Origin of the sequence: Pseudomonas songnenensis, from assembly GCF_003696315.1 — a bacterium.
Taxonomy (GTDB): Bacteria; Pseudomonadota; Gammaproteobacteria; order Pseudomonadales; family Pseudomonadaceae; genus Stutzerimonas; species Stutzerimonas songnenensis.
Genome location: NZ_RFFN01000002.1, coordinates 801,635 through 821,145, shown reverse-complemented (window position 1 = coordinate 821,145; position 19,511 = coordinate 801,635). Strand labels below are relative to the sequence as shown.

Sequence of the window (19,511 nt, the reverse complement as noted above, 5' to 3'; positions counted from 1 at the left end):
GAGGATTACCCCATGAGCGCAAAAGTCTGGCTGGTAGGCGCCGGCCCTGGCGACCCGGAACTGCTGACCCTCAAGGCCGTGCGCGCGCTGGGCGAGGCACAGGTGGTGATGATCGATGATCTGGTCAACCCCGCCGTACTCGACCACTGCCCGAACGCTCGCATCATCCCGGTGGGCAAGCGCGGCGGCTGCCGTTCCACGCCGCAGGCCTTCATCCACCGCCTGATGCTGCGCTACGCCCGCCAGGGCAAGTGCGTGGTGCGCCTCAAGGGTGGCGACCCGTGCATCTTCGGCCGTGGCGGCGAGGAGGCCGAATGGCTGTCGGCGCGCGGCATCGAGGTCGAGCTGGTCAACGGCATCACCGCCGGCCTGGCCGGTGCCACGCAATGCGGCATCTCGCTGACCCAGCGCGGCGTCGCCCGCGGCGTCACTCTGGTCACCGCGCACACCCAGGATGACAGCAGCCTCGAATGGCAGGCGCTGGCCAAAAGCGGCACCACGCTGGTGGTGTACATGGGCGTAAGCAAGCTGGAACAGGTCCAGGCCGGGCTGCTGGATGGCGGGATGCACGCCAGCACGCCGGTGGCGATGATCGAGAACGCCTCGCTGCCCCAGCAACGTGAATGCCGTTCGAGCCTGGCCACCATGTGCCGCGATGCCTTGACCTTCAAGCTGAAGAGTCCGGCCATCCTGGTGATCGGCGAAGTCGCGGCGCAGACGGTGGTGGAAGCCATAAGCCAGAGTGCCTGATCAATCAGGCGACCTGCGAAGAGAAAAACGATCCACCATAAAAAAACGCGGCCCCAGGGCCGCGTTTTTCCTTACCGCACGAACATTACGCCTTCTGGCGCAGCTTTTCCGGCTTGATCAGGAAGCGGGCCAGGGCCGGCAGCAGCCAGATCGCGCCGACCATGTTCCAGAGGAACATGAAGGTCAGCATCATGCCCATGTCGGCCTGGAACTTGATCGCCGAGAACACCCAGGTCACCACACCGATCGCCAGGCACACGCCAGTGAAGATCACCGCCTTGCCGGTGGATTTCAGGGTCTGGTAGTAGGCTTCCTGCAGGGTCATGCCCTGGCGCAGGAAGGATTCCAGGCGACTGTAAATGTAGATGCCGTAGTCCACACCGATACCCACGCCCAGCGCGATTACCGGCAGCGTTGCCACCTTGACGCCGACGCCCATGAAGGCCATCAGGGCGTTGCCAAGAATCGAGGTCAGCACCAGCGGCAGGATCACGCAGAGCGTGGCAGCCAGCGAGCGGAATGTCAGCAGGCACATGATGCTCACCGCCAGGTAGACGGCGATCAGCATGGTGGTTTCTGACGCGGCGATCACCTCATTGGTGGCTGCCTCGATACCGGCGTTGCCCGCTGCCAGCACGAACTCCAGTCCTTCGCGGTTGTTTTCCTCGGCGAAATCCTTCGCCGCGGCGACCACGTGTTCCAGCGTCTCGGCCTTGTGGTCGTTGAGGAACACCAGTACCGGCGCCAGCGAGCAGTCGCTGTTGTACATGCCTTCGGCGCGGGCGATGGAGTTGTTCAACACATGCTGGTTACGCGACAGCGTTTCCCATTTCAGGCTGCCCTCGTTCATGCCCTTGATGCCCTGGCGCGCGACCGAAACCATCGACACCGCCGACTGCACGCCCTCGGTGTTCTGCATCTTCCACATCAGCTCGTCCATGGCGGCGAGCGTGTCGTAGTGCGAACAGCCTTCCGGTGCGGTCTTGACCATCACTACCAGCACGTCGGAACTGGTCGAGTAGTTGCGAATGACGAAGTCGTTGTCCAGGTTGTAACGCGAATCCGGATGCAGTTCCGGCGCGCCCTGATCGAGGTCGCCGATCTTCAGGTTCTGCCCGTACCAGAGACCACCCGCCAGCGCGACCACCGCGATGGTGATGGAGATCGGCGCCACTTTGGGGCTGGCGAAATTCGACAGTGCGCGCCAGAACGGATGATCGCGCGAGGCCTCTTCGCGGGCCTGCTTGATCGCCCGCTGGCTGATACCCATGTAGGAGATCGCCACCGGCAACAGAATCAGGTTGGTCAGGATGATGACCGCCACACCCAGCGACGCCCCGATGGCCAGCTCGCGGATCACGCCGATATCAATCAGCAGCAGGGTGACGAAACCCACCGCATCCGACAGCAACGCCACCATGCCAGGGATGAACAGCTGACGGAACGCCATGCGCGCCGCCGTCACCGGATCTTCGGTGTAGCCGGATGCCATGGCAATGCCGTTGATCTTCTGCACGCCGTGGGAAATACCAATGGCGAACACCAGGAACGGCACCAGCATCGAGTACGGGTCGAGCCCGAAGCCGAGGGTATGCAACAGGCCAAGCTGCCAGGTCACGGCAATCAGCGTGGTAATCAGCACCGCAATGGTGCTCTTCAGGCAACGGGTGAACCACAGCAGCAGCACGAAGGTGATGCCGATGGCGACGATGAAGAACAGCGCCACGCCGACCAGCCCGTCAATCAGATCACCGACCTTCTTGGCGAAGCCGATGATGTGCACCTTCACGTTCGGGTTCTGCGCCTGGTACTTCTCGCGGATCTTTTCTTCCAGCTCGTGAGAGAACTTCTGGTAATCCAGTTTGATCTGCCGGCTCTGGTCTTCCGGGTCCGGGTAGGACTCGAGCAGCGGTACGTCAATGATGCTCGACTTGAAGTTGTTCGCCACCAGGCGGCCGATCTGCCCGGACTTGAGGATGTTGTCGCGCAGGTCCTCGAGGCTTTCGGGCGAGCCGTCATAGGTCTGCGGAATCACCTCGCCACCGGCGAAGCCTTCCTCGGTGACCTCGGTCCAGCGCACGCTGGGGCTCCACAACGACTTCATGTTGGAACGGTCGACGCCGTGGATGTAGAACACCTCGTCGTGGATCTGCCGCAACGTCTCCATGTATTCCTTGGAGAAGATGTCGCCTTCCACCGCTTCCACGGATATCCGCACGGTGTTGCCGAGGTTGGCCAGGTCGTTCTGGTGCTCGAGCATCTTCTGGATATAGGGATGCCCCAGCGGAATCATCTTCTCGAAGCTGGTCTGCGGCCGAACCTGGGCCGCCTGGTAGAACAGGAACGCGCTGATCAGCAGGCAGAGGACGACTACCGCCGGCCGGTTGTTGAAGATCAGGCGCTCGAGGAACGACGCCGGCTTCTGTTGGTGCTTGGTCATGCAGACTCTCCCGGCTTTATTGTTTTGGGGCCAGATCCGCGCCCGATGGCGAGGCGATGCGAACACCACCCTGCCCTACCAGGATCAGGTTGCCTTGGGAATCGGAGGTAACGCCCGACAGCGAGCGGCGGTCGGGACGGTTGACGAGTTTGAAGCTGCGGCCCTGATCGTCGCTGGTGAGCACGGCTCCGCCATGGCCAACCACCGCGATGCGACCATCGCGCAACAGGCTGCCATCGGCCAGACCGGACTCCAGCGCCTGGCCGTTGCCGTTGCTGAGTTCGATGGCCTGCCAGCTGTCGCCGAAATCAGCGGAGCGGAACAGGTGGCCGCGCAGGCCGAAGGCGATCACCACGCCCGGTTCCGAGCCGCTCACCACACCGAAGAACGAGCCCTGATATGGCGATTCGACCCGTTCCCAGGTCTCCCCCATGTCGGCGGAACGGAACATGCCGCCCATTTCGCCGACCACGAACAGGCCGGAGCCTTCGATGTAGGTAATGGCGTTGAGGTGGAAACCGTCTTCGTTGTCGAGCCGATCGCTGATGTCATCCCAGCTCTGGCCGCCGTCGATGGTTTCGATCAGTGCGCCGTAGGCACCGACTGCGATGCCGTGCTGTGAATCTTCGAACCAGACGTCGAGCAACGGCGCCTCGCGCTCGCGCTCCTCGTACTGCACGGCCCAACTCTCACCACCGTCGATGGTGTTCAGCACCAGAGCGTCGTGGCCGACCGCCCAGCCGTGCTTGTCATCAATGAAATCAATGGCCGTCAGCAGCTGACGGGTCGGCACCTTGGCCTGGGACCAGCTGTTGCCTTCGTCGTCAGAAAAGAGAATGTGGCCCCGATCACCCGCCGCAACGATGCGCTCACCGGCCTGAGTGATATCGAGCAGAAGATTGGAAGCGGCCTTGGCCGACTCGATCGAATAGCGGATCTGGCCATCGGCAGCGGCCTGAGCAGGCGCCGATGCCGCAAGCAGCAGGAGCGAGAACGTGCCGCATAGCGAAAGCATGCCGGCAACCGATGAGTGAAAACGCGACGCCCTCGCCTGGTTTGCAACCTTGGCGCGGCCGGATAGTGTGCGCCGCAGAACGGGCTCACTCATACATACCCCCTTTATTCTTATTAGGTAAGGCCTGATGTGCAGGCTCGGCCATCCTAGCCAGCTTACGCAGACAGGCACAATTGGCCGGACGTTATGAATTGTTAACTCTCACGCAATGATTGACGCGTGATCACCCAGGCTGATCGGGCCAGTGGCCAGTATGGCGCTTGGCCTTCCGGCCGTGGAAGTGACGATCGGACGCGGAGTGCCAGCGGATGGTCACGATACGCTGGACGGTTGTTATCGTGGAAAGCAGCCGGGGTACAGGCTCCAGGCAAAGAAAGGCCGATCGCATTGCACGATCGGCCTTGTGGAATCAGGCGAGGCTTTTGCTCACCACTTCGTAGACGTCGCTGGACAGCTCGCCGGACGCAAGAATGCGCTCCAGCTCGCCCTTCATCAGCGCCTGGCGCGCGCTGTCATACTTGCGCCAGCGGGTCAGCGGAGCCAGCAGGCGCGACGCGATCTGCGGGTTCAGGGCGTTGAGGGTGATCACCTGATCGGCAAGGAAGCGATAGCCTGCGCCATCGGCCCGGTGGAAGTTCACCAGGTTCTGGTTGGCGAAGGCACCGATCAGCGCGCGCACCTTGTTCGGGTTCTTCAGGGTGAACGCCGGGTGCTGCATCAGCGTCTGCACCCGCTCCAGACCGCCGGGCAACGGGTTACCGGCCTGCACGCTGAACCACTGATCCATGACCAGCGGGTTGTCCTTGAAGTGCTCGGCGAACGTCTGCAGCGCCTTGTCACGCTCCGCCTCGAACGGCGAATTGACCAGCACCGCAAGCGCGGTCAGGCGCTCGGTCATGTTGTCGGCCTGCTCGAACTGCTCCAGACAGGCTGCGACGACCTCCGATTGCTCGCTCAGCATCAGGTACGACAGGGCGATGTTCTGCAGGGCGCGCCGGGCAAAATGCTCGGCCGAGGCTACGTAGGGCGTGCTGCGCGAGGTTTCGCGATTGGCCTGGTAGCGTTGCCACAGCGGCTCGAACAACGCGTCGGCGATGCGCTTGCGGGCAAACTCGCGCGCCGCGTGTATCGCATCCACGTCCGCCACTTCGCTGATTTCAGCCAGGTAGGCCTCCCCCGGCAGCGAGAGCATCTCGGCAACCATCGCCGCGTCCAGTTCGTCGTTCTGCAGCAAGGTGCGCAGCGCCGTGATCAGGCGCTCGTCCATCGCCAGCGCCTCACCACGCTGATGCTGGCCGATCAGCTCTTGCAACACCTGCACCGACAACTGCTGACCCGCTTCCCAACGGTTGAAGCCATCGGAGTCGTGCTGCATGAGGAACATCAGCTGGTCGCGGTTGTACGGATAGTCCAGCTTTACCGGCGCGGAGAAGCCACGCAGCAGCGATGGTTGCGGACGCTCGGCGACGTCGATGAAGGTGAAGGTCTGTTCGGCTTCGGTCACCGCCAGCACGCGGCTGGTCCCGACGGCGGTGGCTTCACCGTCCAGACGCAGCGGCATGTCCGAACCATCGGCGGCGAGCAGGCCCAGCGCCACCGGGATCACAAACGGCTCCTTGGTCGGCTGGCCCGGTGTCGGCGGGCAGCTCTGGCGGAAGGTCAGACTGTAGCTCTTCGCCGACTCGTCGTATCGCTCGCTGACGGCCAGGCGCGGTGTGCCGGACTGGCTGTACCAGCGCTTGAACTGGGTCAGGTCCGCACCGTTGGCGTCTTCCATCGCCTTGACGAAATCATCGACCGTCACGGCCTGGCCGTCATGGCGCTCGAAATAGAGGTCGCTGCCCTTGCGGAAGCCCTCTTCGCCCAGCAGCGTCTGGATCATGCGCACCACTTCGGCACCCTTCTCGTAAACGGTCAGGGTGTAGAAGTTGGAAATCTCGATAAAGGATTCCGGGCGAACCGAGTGGGCCATGGGGCCGGCATCCTCGGCGAACTGGTGGGTACGCAGGTAGGCGACGTCCTCGATGCGCTTGACCGTCGCCGAGTTCATGTCGGCGCTGAACTGCGAATCGCGGAAGACGGTGAAGCCTTCCTTGAGCGACAGCTGGAACCAGTCGCGGCAGGTCACGCGGTTGCCCGACCAGTTGTGGAAATACTCGTGGGCGACGATGGCCTCGACGCGCTGGTGCGCGGCATCGGTAGCGGTTTCGGCGCGGGCCAGCACGGCGCTGGAGTTGAAGATGTTGAGGCCCTTGTTCTCCATGGCGCCCATGTTGAAGTCGTTGACCGCAACGATCATGAAGATGTCCAGGTCGTATTCGCGACCGTAGGCCTCCTCGTCCCACTTCATCGACTTCTTCAGGCTGTCCATGGCGTGCTGGCATTTGTCGACGTTCTCCGGCTCGACGTAGATGCGCAGCGCCACGTTGCGCCCGCTCATGGTGGTGAAGCTGTCCTCGATAGCCCAGAGGTCACCCGCCACCAGGGCGAACAGATAGGCCGGCTTCTTGAACGGGTCTTCCCAGGTCGCCCAGTGGCGGCCGTTGTCCTCGCTGCCGCTGGCGATCGGGTTGCCGTTGGAGAGCAGCACCGGATAGGCCTTCTGTTCGGCGCTCACCGTAGTGGTGAACTTGCTCATCACGTCCGGGCGGTCGAGGTAATAGGTGATCTTGCGGAAGCCCTCGGCCTCGCACTGGGTGCAGAACATGCTGCCGGACTTGTACAGCCCTTCCAGCGCGGTGTTGGTTTCCGGATGGATCACCACCGAGCTGTCGATGACGAAGCTTTCGCTGTCCGGCTGCAGGGTCAGGCAGTCTTCGCTGAGCTGGTAGTCGCCTGCGCCCAGCGCGCGGTCGTTCAGCGCGATGGACAGCAGCTCGAGTTCCTGGCCGTGCAGTTCCAGCGGCGGCAGCTTGCCGGCCGGGCGCTCGGGATTGCGGCGCATCACCAGCTGGGCGTGGACCAGGGTGCGGTCCTCGTACAGCTCGAAGGTCAGGTGGGTTTCATCGATCAGGTACTCAGGGGCCTGGTAATCCTTCAGATGAATGACTTTCGGTTGTTCGGTGCGCATGGAAACCTCGACGGCTGAGCTTCAAGCAACTAGCTTCAAGCGAAATGAGCGATGGATTGCAGCCCCTACGGGCTGCGGATGAGTTCGAGCTTAGCGTCTGTCGCTGCGGACTTGTAGGGTGGAAAACGGCGCAGGCTTTTGCGCGCGATATTTCCCCGGCTGTTCATCCCTGAGCCTGCGGTTGGCGGGCGGCGACAATCGGTGGATAAGCGAAGCGTTATCCACCCTAAGCCGTAGCGCTGGCGGCGACCTGATAAGCGGTGAACTTGCGGATATTGATCACGCCCGTGTCGAGAATCAGGTACTGGCCCTTGATGCCCCTGAGCGTACCTTCGACCACTGGCGTCTTCTCCAGATCGAGGCTGACCACCTTGGTCGGATAGGCCTCCACGGGATAGCGAATCTCCAGCACCTCGGCATCGGCAACCGGCTGGATCGCCTGCAGCCCGTAGCGCTGTTGCAACTCGCGCAGGCCATCGGCACAGGCGTCGAAGATCTGCTCGCGCATCTCGACCAGATCGATGGGATCGGCATCGCCCTTGAGCAGCGCGCGCCAGTTGGTGCGATCGGCCACCTGGCTGCGCAGCAGGTCTTCGACCATGCCGGACTGCTGGCGCGTGGCGACGCGCATGATCGGCAGCGCCTGGCTGGCACCCTGGTCGAGCCAGCGCGTCGGCAGCTGCGTGGCACGTGTGATCCCGACCTTGATGCCCGACGAGTTGGCCAGGTAGACCACATGGTCGGTCATGCAGAAATCCATGCCCCACTGCGGATCGCGGCAGGTGCCGAAATCGTGGTGGCATTTTTCCGGGCTCATGATGCAGACATCGCACTGCGGCAGCTTCTTGAAGCAGGGATAGCAGTAACCCTGACTGAAGCTCTTGTTGGTCTTGCGACCGCAATGGGTGCAGTTGATGGCGCCGAGGTATTCCAGACGCAGGGTCTTGCCGATCAGCGGATTGACCGGCACCCGTTCGTCGTTCAGGCAGAAGGAATACTGCGCCGGTGCGCCCAGCTGGATCGACATCTTGCTCAGCGCACCGCGTCCCAGTTCGAGCATCAGTGGCGAGTTCCCGAAGCGGGAGCGAACAGGCTGGTATCGATGGCCGGCTCGGCTTTCTTGCTCTTGGAAGCACATTCCTGACCGCCCATGAAGCCGGTGCGCTGCTCTTCCGGGAGGTTCTTCAGTTCCCAGGCAATCACTGCCTGCATGCAGGTTTCCTTCTGCTCGGGGGTCAGCTTGCGGCCGTCAGCCCATTTGCCGAGTTCGAGGGCCTGCTTGAGGCTCTGGTAGATTTCCGGGGTGATGTTTTCGGCAGTTTGGATAAAGGTCGACATGGCCAGCTCCGAGGGAAACGAGCGGCCATTCTACCGGGCTGTGGCGCTTTAGGGAAAAGCGCGGCCCGCTAGCGGCGCCGCGCCAGGGTGCCGCCTATCACGCCGGTCACGCAGCCTGCGACAAGGCCGCCGACATGCGCCGCGTTGGCAATGGCCAGCGCGCCGGAGCTGAGCACCTCGATGACGCCGGTGAGGCAGATCACCAGCCACACCAGCATCAGCACGACCACGCCGGGTGGCAGCCGGTAGGCCTCGTTGGGGGCAAGCTTCTGATAGAGCCAGCAATGCCCGAGCAGGCCGTAGAGCACGCCGGACAGGCCACCGAAGATGCCCGGCCCACCGAACAGGTACTGGGCGAAGTTGGACACCAGACCGAACAGCAACGTCAGCGCCAACAGCATCCAGGCGCGCTGAAGGGCCTCGATGCGCCGCCCCAGCTCCCAGAACCACATGCTGTTCATCGCCAGATGCAGGATGCCGAAGTGCACGAAGATCGGCGTGATCAGCCGCCACCAATGGCCGGCCGCGAGCGTCTGCTCCAGCGAGGTGAAATAGGCGTATTCACCATCGACCCGGAAGTCGACGAAGTTCAGCCAGCGGATCGTCGCGAAATTCTCACCGAGCAGGGTGATGGCCGCGACGACCAGGGTGATGACCAATATTGCCGCGGTCAGCGGGCTGGCACGCAGGGCGGCGACGAAACCGCCGCCGCGGCGCCGGGGTTGTTCGAGGACGACACTGTCATCGCCATGGGGATGCCGTGCGTACAGGTCGCGAACCTGCTCGACGACCTCAACCGGCACGCGCAACACCTGTTGATCGCCCTCCTCCGAGACCCGGCACGGCACCCGCAGGCGACGCAATAGGGCGATGAAGCCGCTGAGGTCCTCCGTCAAAGGCAGGCGCAACGCTTCGGCCACCGAGACGCTCACTGGAACACCGCCTGCACATCGACCCAGACGAACTTGGCCGGGTCCAGCCGGGTTTCGCGATCCAGTCGATAGGCCACCAGCTTGCCGTTCTTCACCGCGCTGTAGTCCAGGCAGGCCAGGTTGTCGCGAAGCGGCCCGGGACGGCCGCGACGCCAGTAGTGACCGACGAACAGCAACGGTTCGTCCGGGCCGTAGAGAAACAGCCGATTCTTCTGCTGTTGCGACAAGGGCATGCGCGCCGCATGGTCCGGCAGGCCGTCGGGCTGGAACACCACGTCACCGTAGGTCTGCGGGTTCTCTTCCCAGAACTTGGTGCGGAAGAAGGTGCGTACGAAGCCTTCCTCACTGGTCAGGGTCATCCCCTCGGGCAGCGGCATATCGGTGCCGCGCAGCAGGCGATCCAGCGCCTGGCAGATGAAGGTCCCCGGCAGGCCAGCCTCGCGCAGGATCGCCGGATTGATGCAGGCGTCGTTGAGAAACGGGCGCAGGCGTGCGATCACGCTGCTATCCCAGCAGGCGTGCACGACGCGGAAGCGATCGGTTTCGAGAAACAGCGGCAAGCCGTAGAACCAATTGCGAAAGGCTTTCCATTCCTCTGGGTAGTGTTCGAACTGCTGGAAGGTTTCCTGCAGCAAGCGGGCAAAACGCGGCGAATGCTCGCGGACGAAGTCGCGGCCGCTGCCCGGCGGTGCCGGCATGTACCAGCCCAGCGCATTGAACTCGTGATTACCCATGATGCAGTGGGCCTGCCCACGGTCGACCATGTCGTAGACCAGGTGCAGCGCCTCACGGATATGCGGGCCGCGGTCGATGATGTCACCGAGGAAGATCACCTGCCGCCGCGAATGGCGCCAGACACCGCCTTCCAGACGATAGCCGAGGGTGTCCAGCAGACGCGCCAGTGCACGACCGCAGCCATGCACATCACCAATCAGGTCGTAGCCGCGTTCGGGATCAAGCTGCATCAATCGCCCCCGCCGAGGCGGCTGCCCCAGCCCAGCTTGGTCCGACAGACTTCGTAGTAGTTGTGGTCCAGCGGGTGAATCAGGTGCAGCTTCTGCGGCTTCTTGCGCACCGTCACGGTGTCGCCCGGCGCGCAGGTGAAGTGGTTCTGGCCGTCGCAGGACACCTGCGGATAGATCTGCATGTTCGGCGACACCACGATCTTCAGCTCGCTGTTGCCATCGACCACGATGGGACGGCTCGACAGGGTGTGCGGGTACATGGGCACGACGACGATGGCGTCCAGCCGCGGATGCATGATCGGCCCGCCCGCCGACAGCGAGTAGGCGGTGGAACCGGTCGGCGTCGCCACGATCAGGCCGTCGGCCTTCTGGCTGCAGACGAACTGGCCGTCGATGTACAGCTCGAACTCGATCATGCGCGTGGATTTACCCGGGTGCAGCACCACATCGTTGAGCGCATCGCCCTCGCCGATCGGCTCGTCGAAGCGGCGTGCCTGGGCTTCGAGCAGAAAGCGATTTTCCAGGGTGTACTGGCCGTTGAGCACTTCGGCGACTTTCTCTTCCAGCTCATCCGGGCGGATGTCGGTGAGAAAGCCGAGGCTGCCACGGTTGATGCCGAGTACCGGCACCCGGTGCTTGGCCATCGCGCGGGCCGCGCCGAGCAGGCTGCCGTCACCGCCAACCACGATCACCAGGTCGCAGGATTCGCCCAGGCGCTGCCTTGAAGAAGTCTGCATGCCATGGCCGGGCAGCACCTCGGCGATGTTCTCTTCGAGAATCACATGCAGATGGCGTTCGACGAGAAATCGCTTCAGCCGGCGGATGGTATCCAGCACCTGGGAGCTACCCAGGCGGCCGATGATGCCGATATTGCGGAATTGCTCCATTGACGTTCCCTGGTGTGGCTGGGCGGATGGTTGCGGACAGTCGCAACGCTCGAAAAGTACCATGCAGCGCGCTGGCAACGTGACGATCAGCGATCGGCGCCAGCCTGCATTCCACCAACAGGCGTTAGAGCGCCCGAGCGGCGGCGGTGTTCAGCGGCAGCGGCAGCGGCAGCGGATTATCGGCGAAACGCCAGACCATCAGCAAACCGACGGCTATGCTGCATCCATGAGCCTTCGCAGTCTTGCCGACCTACCCCGCCGTCTCCAGCATCCGCAGGTGCGCGATCTTGCATGGACGATTCTATCGCCGCCCTTGTTGAGCGAAGCGCCGCAGCGCCAGCGCCATCCATTGCACGCATGCCGCTGGAGCAGCGAGCCGGAGTTGCTGGCAGCGTGGCTGCAGCAGCAGGATGCCGATCCGTCCATCCTCGAAGCCTGGTTGTCGCTGCACAGCATCCGACGACTCGGTCTCTATTACGAACGCCTATGGCAGTACGCGCTGTCCCAGGCACCGGGCATTCAGTTGCTCGCAGCCAATCTACCGGTTCGCCAGAACGGCACCACCCTGGGTGAGCTGGACCTGTTGTTCTGCGATGACGAGGGCGTGCACCACCTCGAGCTGGCGGTGAAGTTCTATCTTGGAACCGGACAAGGCGATGGCAGCCTGCACGCGCAATGGCTCGGCCCGGGCAGCCACGACCGCCTCGACCTCAAGCTGGCCCACCTGTGCGAGCATCAGCTGCCGCTCTGTAGCCAACCGGCGACATTGGCCGTACTGGCGGAACTGACCGGGCGCGCCGTACAGAGCAGCTTCTGGCTAGGCGGCTATCTGTTCCAGCCGTGGCCCCAGGGCTGCAAACCACCGCGCGGTGCGAATCCACTCCATCTGCACGGGCGATGGTTGCGCCAGGCCGACTGGCCGGGCTTCGCTGCGAGTTCGCCCGACTCGGTCTGGCAGCCCATTGACCGTGCCGCCTGGCTGGCACCGGCGCGCATCGCACCTGCTGACTTGTGGGACGCAAGCCGCTACGCCGATTGGCTCGCGGGCAACCCGGCGCAGGCACGGGCGCAACTGCTGGCACGGCTGGAAGCGGATGCGACCGGCGTCTGGCTGGAGCAGGAGCGGCTTTTTCTGGTTGCGGATGATTGGCCGCGCAACGGCGCAGCGACGCCTGAACGTCACCTGCCTGACATGTTCAGCGGATAGAATGCCGCCCGACTCGTCCCTGCACTTTTCAGAACCCCATGCCTAACGAATCCCACCACGATACGGCAGATAGCCGATTTGGCGCCTGGACCATCTTTCTGGTGTTTCTTCGCCTCGGCCTGACTTCCTTTGGCGGGCCGGTGGCCCATCTCGGCTATTTCCGCGCCGAGTTCGTCCAGCACCGCCGTTGGCTCGACGAACGCAGCTATGCCGATCTGGTCGCCCTGTGTCAGTTCCTCCCCGGCCCAGCCAGCAGCCAGGTTGGCCTGGCGGTCGGCCTGCTGCGCGGGGGCTATCGGGGTTCGCTTGCCGCCTGGGCCGGATTTACCCTGCCCTCAGCGGTTGCCCTGACGCTATTTGCGCTGGGCATCGCGCGGTGGGGTGATGCACTGCCGAACGGCTTTCTACAGGGCCTGAAAATCGTCGCCGTGGCAGTGGTTGCTCAAGCTGTGTGGGGCATGGCACGCACGCTTTGCACGGACGGGCCACGCGTAGCCATCACCCTGGCGGCCGCGAGCGCCGTGTTGCTGCTTCCCTTCATCTGGAGTCAGGTTGGCGTGATCCTCGTCGCTGGTCTGCTCGGACTGTTGATCTTTCGTCCAGTCGCCAGCGCGGAGCATGTAGCTGTGCCGGTGAGCGTGACAATACGGATGGCGTTGATAGCCTTGGCGTCGTTTTTCGCACTGCTCGCCCTGCTCCCGCTGCTCGCCAGCGGCACGGGCAACCAGGCTCTGGCCCAGGTCGATGCGTTCTATCGCACCGGCGCGCTGGTGTTCGGCGGCGGTCATGTGGTGCTGCCATTGCTGCAGGCGGAGGTGGTGCCGCCCGGCTGGGTGGACAACGATTCATTCCTCGCCGGTTACGGCGCTGCACAGGCGGTACCTGGGCCGCTGTTCACCTTCGCGGCCTTTCTCGGTGCCTCGATGAATGTCGGCCCCAGTGGCTGGCTGGGAGCTGCGCTGTGTCTGGCGGCAGTCTTCGTGCCCTCGTTCCTGCTGGTGATCGGGGTGCTGCCGTTCTGGGAAAAGCTGCGCAGCAATCGACGTACCCAGGCGGCTCTGGCTGGGGTGAATGCCGCCGTGGTCGGCCTGCTGCTGGCCGCGCTGTACGACCCTGTCTGGACCAGTGCGATCAAGGCGCCGGAACACTTTCTTCTCGCCCTTCTCGCGCTTGCCGGGCTGATGTACTGGAAGCTGCCGCCATGGCTGGTGGTGGTCAGCGGAGCCTTCGGTGGCTGGGCGCTCGCGTTGCTGGTCTGACCGATCAGCTTTCCAGCGCCAGCAGCACGGCGCTGGCCACCAGGAACAGGCTGAACAGCAACCGCAACAACCGTTCAGGCAGAGCATGCGCGAGCCTGACGCCGAGGCTGATGCTGAGCAGCCCACCGGCCGCCAGCGGAACCCCCAGCAGCCAGTTGACCTGACCATGCAGCGCATAGGTGACCAGCGTGACGCCGGTACTTGGTGCTGCCAATGCCAGCGAGAGCCCCTGGGCAACCACCTGCGAGGCGCCGAATACGCTGGTCAGAATCGGCGTGGCGATGACCGCGCCACCCACGCCGAACAACCCGCCGGCGGCGCCGGCACCTGCACCGAGCAGGCTGAGCCAGGGCCAGGGATGGCGTAGCTGACCGTCGCCCGGCGCCGGACGCCGGAATACGCGCAGCAAGGTGTATGCGGCCAATGCCAGAAGAAAACCGACGAACGCCATGCGCATGCGTCCGGCATCCAGCGACACCGCAACGGCCGCACCGAGGATTGCAAAGAGGAAACTGGTGCTGCCAAGCGCAACGGCATTGCGCCAGTCGATGCGATTACGCTGGTGGTAGCGCCAGATGGCGAGCAGTACGTTGGGTACGACCATCACCAGCGCGGTGCCCTGCGCCAGTTGCTGGTCCAGACCGAACAGCACCCCCAGCACGGGTATCGCGATCAATCCACCACCGATACCGAACAACCCGCCGAGGGTGCCTAACGCCAGCCCCAGCAGCACGTTCAATCCGATATCCAGCAACATGCGTCCGCTCCAGCGTCAATGAGGCGCCTATGCTACGCCGCCATGGCTGGCACCGGTACGCATAGCCGCGCACAATGGCTTTGCGAAAACCGCAAAAGCGAAAAATCAAATGCTGCCTGATGCCCTCTCCGCCCAGCTGAACCTGTTCATCGACGTACTCGATACCGGCAGCTTTTCGGCCGCGGCGCGCCGCCACGGTCTGACACCATCGGCAGTCGCTCGCCGTATCGATGCACTGGAACAAGCCCTTGGCTGCCAGCTGTTCAGCCGCAGTACCCACGCCGTTCGCCCGATGCCGGCGGCACTGGCATTTGCCGAGCGCGCACGACGGATCGTCCAGGAATTGCACCTGGCGCGTGCAGAGGCCGCCTCGCTGGACAGCGCGCCGGAGGGTCGCATTCGAATCGACGCGCCAGCGCCGTTCGGGCGTCGCCATCTGGCCCCGGCACTGGCCGAGTTTCTCCAGGCCTATCCCGGGGTGGACATCCAGCTGCGGCTGATCGACAGCTTCGTCGACCTGCACGGCGAGCACCTGGGTGAGGTAGATCTGGTTCTGCGCATCGGCCCGCTGGCCGACACGCGGCTGGTCGCGACACCTCTGGCGCCGATGGTGCGCATCGTCTGCGCCAGCCCGGCCTATCTGGAACGCCGAGGGATGCCGCTGCAGCCCGAAGAGCTCCCCGCGCATGACGGACTGGACTGGGATGCGCTGGCGCCGCCCCACGCATGGCGGTTCGAGCGTGACGGTCGGCCCCAGTTGCTGCGACCGGGCCGACTGCGCATGATGGCGAACAACGCCGAAGCACTGCTGACCGGCGCACTGGCCGGACTCGGCATCGCGCACCTGCCCACCTGGCTGATCAGCGATCAGCTGTTGCGCGGCGAGCTGCTGCCATTGTTCTGCGAAGGGGGGTTACCGCAACCGGAACCCAGCGGCATCTATGCGTTGCGCCTGACCCGGGAGGCTGACTCACGCAGCCGTTTGCTGCTGGAATTTCTGAAGAACCGCTTCGGCCCGGTCCCTCCCTGGGACCAGGCACTTCAGAGCGGTTTCAAGAGAGGATGAAACGGATCAGACGCTCAGGCCTTCGATTTCCTGGGTGACACCCCAGCCATCGAGCACTCCGCCGAGAGGTTCGACGAGGTGTTCGAGGTCCTGCTCGAAATCGCCGATACCGTCGAAGGTCGCGTACATCACTTTGCTTATCTGCAGATTCCAGCTTCCGTCCTCACGCGGAAACACTTGGGTATTGATGGTTTCGCCGCGAAATTTCCGTGCGGCTATCTGGGCGCGGTCCTGTTCCGGGAATACCGCGTAGAACTCGATGGGATGGACTCGGGCAAAATCGAAACCGCCCTCCTTCATCCGGCGCAGAACGGTGCTGCTGACATCCTCGTGGAAGGTGGTGCTCATAAATCAACCTCCTCTCATACCTGGATGAAGTTGCCACGAGCTCAGCGGGAGATCGGCTCCGTCGTCAAGACATCGGGCAAACGGAAGTCGCAACAGCTAGTCGAAGTGACGCGGTGGACACTGTCCACGCTGACAAGCTAGCAGGCCGTGAAGCTGACTGCACGAGCTATGTAGCAAACCGCCACGTCAGCTTCAGCGATCACGACCTCTGTCAGTAGAGCCCCGTGACGTACCGGCAGTTCAACAGGCCGGCGGATGCAAAAACGGCCCGAGCCGTTGCCGGAGCGGGCCGCCGAGCGGCGATTCGGGATCTATCCGCAGCTTAGCGCTCAGTCGTTACTGGGCTTGGCGATTGCGTGCAGGACGTACTGCGGCAGCGCGAAGGCAGCGATGTGCACGTGCGGGTTGTAATAGCGTGTAACGATGCCGCTGCCGACGAAACGCTGCAGCAAGGTTTCCAGCGGCAGCTTGCGACTCTCGGCATTGCAGGCACCCCAGGCGAAAGCCATCGCGCCACCCAGGTAGGTAGGCACTGCTGCCTGGTAGAAGTGCCAGTCGGCAAACAGGCCATGCAGGCGCTTGGCAGTCGTCTGCACCTCACCCAGTTGCATGAACGGCGTGCCGTTCTGGGTCACCAGGATGCCACCGTCGTTCAGGCAACGCCGGCAGGCCTGGTAAAAACGCTCTGAGAACAGCACCTCGGCAGGACCGATGGGATCGGTGGAGTCAGAAATGATGACGTCGAACTTCTCCTCGGTGCTCGTCACGAAGTGCATGCCGTCGGCGATCACCAGTTTCAGCCGCGGATCATCGAAGGTTCCGGCGGAATGGTTCGGCAGGAATTCCTTGCAGGTTTGCACCACGGTGTCATCGATCTCGACCATGGTGATGCTTTCGATGTCGCGATGGCGCGCCACTTCGCGCAGGACGCCACCGTCACCGCCACCGATGATCAGCACGCGGCGCGCCAGTCCATGGGCTAGGATCGGCACGTGGGCAAGCATCTCGTGATAGATGAACTCGTCGGCTTCGCTGGTCTGCACCACGCCATCGAGGGCCATGACCCGACCCATCCGGGCGTTTTCGAAGATCACCAGATGCTGGTGCTCGGTGTGCACGTCGTGCAGCAGCTTGTCGATCTGGAACCGCTGGCCGTATCCCTCGAAGAGAGTTTCCTGGAAGTCACTCATGGGGTATCTCCGTTGGCGGACACCGGCGCAGCGCTCCGGTGTCTGATGCAGGCTGAGGTGACGGACGATCCGAATCGCCCACCGAAAAGAGAGGCATTCTACGTTGACCAACATGACAGCGGGAGCCGCGGGACTGGAAAGCACACTTCAGGGCGACAAAGTGAATGACGGACGCTAGGGTCTGCTTATGACCGAAACCTTGCACTTGCCCTATCTGCAACCCTGGGACTGGCAGCAGTTCCATCGACATTTCGCCCTGCGTCTGCTGCCCGGCGTGGAGCGGCTGGACGCCAACGGCTACGCCCGCACATTGCGGTTCGGCGACGCCTGCGGCTGGCTCAGCGTGCGAGCGTTGGCCGATCGCCCGGTCCTCGAAATGACCCTCAGCGATTCCCTGCAGCACGCCGCCAGAGCGCTGGTAAGCCAGGTACGCAAGATGTTCGATCTGGACGCCGACCCACAGGCCATCGCGGCGCATTTCACCAGCGATCCCATATTAGGGCCGCTGATTGCGGTACAACCCGGCCTGCGTCTGCCCGCCGCCTACGACCCGTTCGAACAGGCCGTACGTGCGGTGGTCGGCCAGCAGGTCACTGTCAAAGCGGCAGTGACCATTACCCGTCGTCTCGTGGAGCGTCTGGGCGAGCCACTGCAGGGTGCACCCTCGGGGCTGGAGATGCTTTTCCCAACCGCCTGGGCCATCGCCGATGACCCATTGGAGAACATCGGCATGCCAGCCAGACGCGCACAGGCTCTACGACGCCTGGCGGCGGCGGTGGCTAACGGAGCACTGCAACTGCATGTGGCGGATGGTGCCGACGCACTTGTCCGAAAACTCTGCGACTTGCCGGGAATCGGCCCCTGGACAGCCGAGTACATTGCCTTGCGCGGATTCGGCGTTGCGGATGCCTTTCCGGCGGCCGATCTGGGCCTGCTCAAGGCCCCGTTGTGGGGAGAGGACGGCATCACCGCCAAGGCGCTGACGGCACGCGCAGAAAGCTGGCGGCCCTGGCGGGCCTATGCTGCCATCCACATCTGGGATAACTACGCCAAAGGAACCAAGGGTGGCTAGAACGGAGCGACGCGCGCCAGTATCACCGGCGGCTCTGCGAGCGGCAGCGCCAGAATCAGCCCCTCTCCCGATTGCGGGAAGATGCCCGTCAGTGCAGTGATATTGACCTGATGGGTCACCAGTACCGCGACCGAGCCCGGTTCCAGCGCCGCGACCGCCTGACGTAGCGCGGCCGTGTACTGCCGCTCGGTTGCAGGCAATGCAAAGAAGGAATCCAGCGCCGGGAGCGGTTGAACTTCGCCAAGGGCCATGCCTTCTGCCGTTTCCCGCGCCCGGCACCAGCGGCTGCTCAATATACGCACGTTCGTGATACCGGAATCTCGCAGCCGCACGCCCCACTGCCGGGCTTCGGCGCGGCCGCGTTCGTCGAGGTTGCGCTGGGTGGTGCAGTCATCGAGGCGAAAGCCGTCGGGGTCACCGAGGCCGGGCGCCGCAGCATGGCGCATGATCAGCACAGCACGTCCCTCACGCAGCGCCTGCCACCCACCGCGGTCATCTGCCTGCGCCACTTCAAGGCTGAACAACAGGCAGATCAACAGGCCAGCGCGACCCACGGTCTACAGGCGAGCCTTGCCGAACGGCCCGGCAGCGGCCGCCCACATGATCAGGCCCACCACCGGCAGCAGGACGATTACCAGAGACCAGATCACCTTGCGGCCTACCTCGATGGAGCTGCGCCAGACCTGCACGATGGCCAGGATATCCAGCACCAGCACCAGAATGGCGAACGGACCGCTCAGGCTTTCCACAACGGATTACCGGTATGGCCCGCGCGCATCGGGACGATTGCCACGCGGCCCCATGATTCCCCAGATGATCAGGCCGAGCACCGGCAGGAGGACGATCAACAGGACCCAGAGCACCTTCTTGCCGCTGGTGCTGTCGCTGCGAACGATGCTGATGATTGCCCAGATATCCAGTATCAGGATGAGCAGGCCGAAAATACCGCCGAAGGCATCTCCCATGGGTTCGCTCCTGTTTGGGTGAGTACCTAATCTAGGATGCCAGCGCGGCGGCAGGGTTCAGTTCCCTTGTCCAGAGCGGCTCGACAGCGAGCGCAGGCGAATCCAGCCGAGCAGCGTCCGGATGGCGCGCTTGGCACCGGCATCGGCCTCACCGCCTTCGCGACGCGCTGCTTCGCCTGCGAGTGCTTGCGGAAGCAGGAACAGCGCGTCGATGACAACGCGGACCGCGCTCGCGGTGCCTACGATATCC

At 63.6% G+C, this 19,511-nt stretch carries 19 protein-coding genes; 5 read left to right on the top strand and 14 right to left on the bottom strand.

The genetic code is table 11. The features are described 5' to 3' along the window. The first annotated feature begins 12 nt into the window (after positions 1–12). Positions 13–750, top strand: a complete 738-nt coding sequence (cobA, locus tag EA798_RS08280; protein WP_122098616.1) for a uroporphyrinogen-III C-methyltransferase — start codon at positions 13–15, stop codon at positions 748–750. A gap of 85 nt (positions 751–835) precedes the next feature. On the opposite strand, the gene EA798_RS08275 is transcribed toward cobA, so the two are convergent. The 8 genes from EA798_RS08275 to EA798_RS08240 all read right to left on the bottom strand — a co-directional run bounded on the left by EA798_RS08275 (position 836) and on the right by EA798_RS08240 (position 11,397). Continuing rightward, on the bottom strand, positions 836–3,190 hold the full coding sequence (locus EA798_RS08275; protein WP_106158466.1) for an efflux RND transporter permease subunit: 2,355 nt from the start codon (positions 3,188–3,190) through the stop codon (positions 836–838). A 16-nt stretch (positions 3,191–3,206) separates the two neighbouring features. Then, positions 3,207–4,298, bottom strand: a complete 1,092-nt coding sequence (locus EA798_RS08270) for a WD40/YVTN/BNR-like repeat-containing protein (protein WP_420849517.1) — start codon at positions 4,296–4,298, stop codon at positions 3,207–3,209. Between the two features lie 316 nt (positions 4,299–4,614). Further along, positions 4,615–7,275, bottom strand: a complete 2,661-nt coding sequence (pepN, locus tag EA798_RS08265; protein ID WP_122098615.1) for an aminopeptidase N — start codon at positions 7,273–7,275, stop codon at positions 4,615–4,617. Positions 7,276–7,501: 226 nt separating this feature from the next. Further along, entirely contained in the window at positions 7,502–8,335 is an 834-nt protein-coding gene (locus EA798_RS08260) for a DUF2797 domain-containing protein (protein ID WP_003280700.1), read from the bottom strand. Further along, positions 8,335–8,613 (bottom strand): YeaC family protein, encoded by a 279-nt coding sequence (locus tag EA798_RS08255; RefSeq protein WP_003280698.1) that lies wholly within the window; start codon positions 8,611–8,613, stop codon positions 8,335–8,337. The genes EA798_RS08260 and EA798_RS08255 overlap by 1 nt, the downstream gene beginning before the upstream one ends. A gap of 68 nt (positions 8,614–8,681) precedes the next feature. After that, positions 8,682–9,545: a rhomboid family intramembrane serine protease gene (locus EA798_RS08250; protein ID WP_122098614.1), complete on the bottom strand. Its 864-nt coding sequence runs from the start codon at positions 9,543–9,545 to the stop codon at positions 8,682–8,684. Then, on the bottom strand, positions 9,542–10,510 hold the full coding sequence (locus EA798_RS08245) for a metallophosphoesterase (RefSeq protein WP_122098613.1): 969 nt from the start codon (positions 10,508–10,510) through the stop codon (positions 9,542–9,544). The genes EA798_RS08250 and EA798_RS08245 overlap by 4 nt, the downstream gene beginning before the upstream one ends. Next, on the bottom strand, positions 10,510–11,397 hold the full coding sequence (locus EA798_RS08240; protein ID WP_003280695.1) for an NAD(+) kinase: 888 nt from the start codon (positions 11,395–11,397) through the stop codon (positions 10,510–10,512). The genes EA798_RS08245 and EA798_RS08240 overlap by 1 nt, the downstream gene beginning before the upstream one ends. A gap of 226 nt (positions 11,398–11,623) precedes the next feature. Between EA798_RS08240 and EA798_RS08235 the strand changes: the two genes are divergently transcribed. Next, positions 11,624–12,604 (top strand): DUF1853 family protein, encoded by a 981-nt coding sequence (locus EA798_RS08235; RefSeq protein ID WP_122098682.1) that lies wholly within the window; start codon positions 11,624–11,626, stop codon positions 12,602–12,604. Between the two features lie 38 nt (positions 12,605–12,642). Beyond that, the gene (gene chrA, locus EA798_RS08230; RefSeq protein WP_122098612.1) at positions 12,643–13,863 is read left to right on the top strand and encodes a chromate efflux transporter; all 1,221 of its coding nucleotides are present in this window, start codon (positions 12,643–12,645) and stop codon (positions 13,861–13,863) included. Between the two features lie 4 nt (positions 13,864–13,867). On the opposite strand, the gene EA798_RS08225 is transcribed toward chrA, so the two are convergent. After that, on the bottom strand, positions 13,868–14,620 hold the full coding sequence (locus tag EA798_RS08225; protein ID WP_122098611.1) for a sulfite exporter TauE/SafE family protein: 753 nt from the start codon (positions 14,618–14,620) through the stop codon (positions 13,868–13,870). 109 nt (positions 14,621–14,729) lie between these two features. Here EA798_RS08225 and EA798_RS08220 point away from each other — a divergent pair, with 109 nt between their 5' ends. Next, positions 14,730–15,686, top strand: coding sequence for a LysR family transcriptional regulator (locus tag EA798_RS08220; protein ID WP_122098610.1), 957 nt, complete (start codon positions 14,730–14,732; stop codon positions 15,684–15,686). Between the two features lie 6 nt (positions 15,687–15,692). On the opposite strand, the gene EA798_RS08215 is transcribed toward EA798_RS08220, so the two are convergent. After that, positions 15,693–16,034 (bottom strand): ribonuclease E inhibitor RraB, encoded by a 342-nt coding sequence (locus EA798_RS08215; RefSeq protein WP_106158457.1) that lies wholly within the window; start codon positions 16,032–16,034, stop codon positions 15,693–15,695. Between the two features lie 329 nt (positions 16,035–16,363). Then, positions 16,364–17,224 (bottom strand): polyamine aminopropyltransferase, encoded by an 861-nt coding sequence (gene speE / locus EA798_RS08210; RefSeq protein ID WP_122098609.1) that lies wholly within the window; start codon positions 17,222–17,224, stop codon positions 16,364–16,366. A 187-nt stretch (positions 17,225–17,411) separates the two neighbouring features. On the opposite strand from speE, the gene EA798_RS08205 reads away from it, so the two are divergent. Further along, complete coding sequence (locus EA798_RS08205) at positions 17,412–18,296, top strand: DNA-3-methyladenine glycosylase family protein (protein WP_106158455.1); 885 nt, start codon at positions 17,412–17,414, stop codon at positions 18,294–18,296. On the opposite strand, the gene EA798_RS08200 is transcribed toward EA798_RS08205, so the two are convergent. The 3 genes from EA798_RS08200 to EA798_RS08190 are packed head-to-tail and all read right to left on the bottom strand — an operon-like array spanning position 18,293 to position 19,261. Next, the gene (locus EA798_RS08200; protein ID WP_106158454.1) at positions 18,293–18,850 is read right to left on the bottom strand and encodes a histidine phosphatase family protein; all 558 of its coding nucleotides are present in this window, start codon (positions 18,848–18,850) and stop codon (positions 18,293–18,295) included. The genes EA798_RS08205 and EA798_RS08200 overlap by 4 nt on opposite strands. Positions 18,851–18,853: 3 nt before the next feature. Further along, a complete protein-coding gene (locus EA798_RS08195) occupies positions 18,854–19,045 on the bottom strand; it encodes a PLDc N-terminal domain-containing protein (RefSeq protein ID WP_106158453.1) in 192 nt (63 codons plus the stop codon). Positions 19,046–19,051: 6 nt separating this feature from the next. Further along, positions 19,052–19,261: a PLDc N-terminal domain-containing protein gene (locus EA798_RS08190; RefSeq protein ID WP_015276750.1), complete on the bottom strand. Its 210-nt coding sequence runs from the start codon at positions 19,259–19,261 to the stop codon at positions 19,052–19,054. Positions 19,262–19,511: the final 250 nt, after the last annotated feature.